The organism is Candidatus Symbiothrix dinenymphae (genome assembly GCF_001431085.1).
Window position 1 is genome coordinate 1 of record NZ_BBRU01000577.1, and the last position, 2217, is coordinate 2217.

The 2217-nt window shown below is 48.7% G+C and carries 2 protein-coding genes and 1 pseudogene; 2 read left to right on the forward strand and 1 reads right to left on the reverse strand.

What is annotated here, in order from left to right:
- Positions 1 to 742, reverse strand: a 742-nt coding sequence (gene pyrF, locus ASC50_RS06095) for an orotidine-5'-phosphate decarboxylase (protein ID WP_056928829.1), incomplete at its 3' end; no start/stop codon positions are given.
- Between the two features lie 77 nt (positions 743 to 819).
- Here pyrF and glsA point away from each other — a divergent pair.
- Both glsA and ASC50_RS06105 read left to right on the forward strand, forming a co-directional pair.
- Positions 820 to 1653 (forward strand): lyso-glycine lipid O-acyltransferase GlsA, encoded by an 834-nt coding sequence (gene glsA / locus ASC50_RS06100; protein WP_055430652.1) that lies wholly within the window; start codon positions 820 to 822, stop codon positions 1651 to 1653.
- Between the two features lie 190 nt (positions 1654 to 1843).
- Positions 1844 to 2217, forward strand: a pseudogene (locus ASC50_RS06105) (hypothetical protein); the annotation flags it as partial.

Sequence of the window (2217 nt, forward strand, 5' to 3'; positions counted from 1 at the left end):
TATCGTCGGCGTAAATGATTTGTCGCGAGGGGTTTACGAGCAACCCGCATTGGCTGTTCATCCCGTATCGGGCAACTTCTTCGAGGCTTCCCCCTTGTGCGCCTATGCCGGGCACGAGCAGGAAGTGGTTGGGGACAATTCGCCGGATGTCTTCCAGCATTTTGCCCTGTGTGGCACCCACCACGTACATCATTTCTTCGTCCGTTCCCCATTCTTTGGACTTGCGGAGGACTTTTTCAAAGAGCCGTTCGCCGTTCGCGTCTGCGGTCATTTGAAAGTCGTTGGCACCTGCGTTGGAGGTCAAAGCCAACACAATCGCCCACTTTTTGGGACGATTCAAAAACGGCTTCACGCTGTCTTCACCCATGTAAGGAGATACTGTGACGGCATCGTAACACGAGACTTCAAAAAAAGCACGGGCATACATTTCGGATGTGTTGCCGATGTCGCCGCGCTTGGCATCGCCGATGAGAAACTGGTCGGGGTAGTTTTCCTTGATGTAACTCACCGTCCTATCCAGCGAGTCCTGCCCCTGCACACCGTGACTTTCATAAAAAGCCAAATTGGGCTTGTAAGCCACACAAAAGAGCGATGTGGCATCCACAATAGCCTTGTTGAAAGAAAAAATCGGGTCTTTCTCCCGCATCAAATGTCGCGGGATTTTCTGCAAATCCGCGTCCAAACCCACGCAAAGAAATGATTGTTTGCGTGTGATGTTTTCAAATAAATCTTGTTTTGTCATTTTGTATAATAATTTTGTGCAAAAGTACAAAAAATAACTCATAACTCATAACTATTTTGTATTTTTGCGGGCAAATTATGGAAACGAAAGAACTATTTCAGATAGACTTGCAGGCGATATTGCGGGCAAAAGCACCCCAATTGGCACGCAAAATTCCGCGCTTCGTGGTCGGTTGGTTGAGCCGGTTGCTGTGTCAGGAGCAGTTGAACGAGTGTCTGCGCAGAGGTCACGGGCTGACAGGCGTGCAATTTATGCAGCAAAAAGTGGCGGAGGATTTCAACCTGACCCTCGAATTGCGCGGCACCGAAAACCTCCCGGAAGCCACGCATCGCTGCATTTTCGCCTCCAATCACCCGTTGGGAGGCTTAGACGGCATCTGTCTGTCGGCTGTGCTGGGCGAACGCTACGATGAGAAAATTCGCTATTTGGTCAACGACATTCTCTATTTCTTAAAACCGCTGCAGGACATTTTTATCCCCATCAACAAGCATGGGGCGCAGGGTTTGGGTGCCGTCAGTCTGCTGAATGAGGCGTTTGCATCTGAAAATCAAATCATTACATTTCCGGCAGGATTGTGTTCGCGCAAAAACCACGGGCAAATTCACGATTTGGAGTGGAAAAAAATGTTCATCACAAAAGCGGTCGAATACCGGCGCGACATCATCCCCGTCTATTTCGACGCGCACAACTCAAACTTTTTTTACACCTTCGCACAACTTAGGCAAAAGTTGGGACTGAAGGTCAATTTAGAGATGCTACTCCTGCCCGGCGAAATGTTCAAATCACGAGGCTCAACATTCTCCATCCACTTCGGAAAAGCAATCCCCTGGCAAACATTCGATGCCTCAAAAACAGCCCAACAGTGGGCGAAAGAGGTGGAAAAACAAGTGTATTCGTCATTGCGGGCTTGACCGCAATCCCATGTTCTACATCGCCTTGTAGTTCAGCATTCGGCTCTTTTCCAGGGGATTGCGGGTCAAGCCCGCAATGACAGAACGGGCAGAAAGCCCGGCATATCCCAGCCTGACGAATATTTGAAATGTAGTTGCTAATTCATAAATTTTTCATATCTTTGTAGCGTCAATTAAAAAAAATGATTTTATGAAAAATTTGAAAGTAAACGAGATTATCAGTACTATGAAGAAGACTACCCTTCTGACCGCCTGCACCTGCGCGATGCTGACGGCTTGCAGCGAGAAACGCCCCGCTGTGGTTGAAAATCCTGTGTTTGACGTGTGGAATATGGGTACGCTCCAAGTCCGCAAAATTGAGATGAGCGATACGGCTACCGTGCTGCACATCGATGCTTATTTCACTCCCAAGCAGTGGATACGCATCGACAGCAAAACCTACATCCGCGAGAGCGGCAAAAGTGACGACAGCCAAAAACTCATCGTTACTCGCGCCGAGGGCATCGGGCTGGACGAGGAGTTTAATATGCCCGAGTCGGGCGAGCATTCATTTGCGCTCTATTT

Coding starts and splice junctions, on each gene's coding strand:
- glsA (WP_055430652.1), top strand. CDS start 820: ATGGAAACGAAAGAACTATTTCAGATAGACTTGCAGGCGATATTGCGG.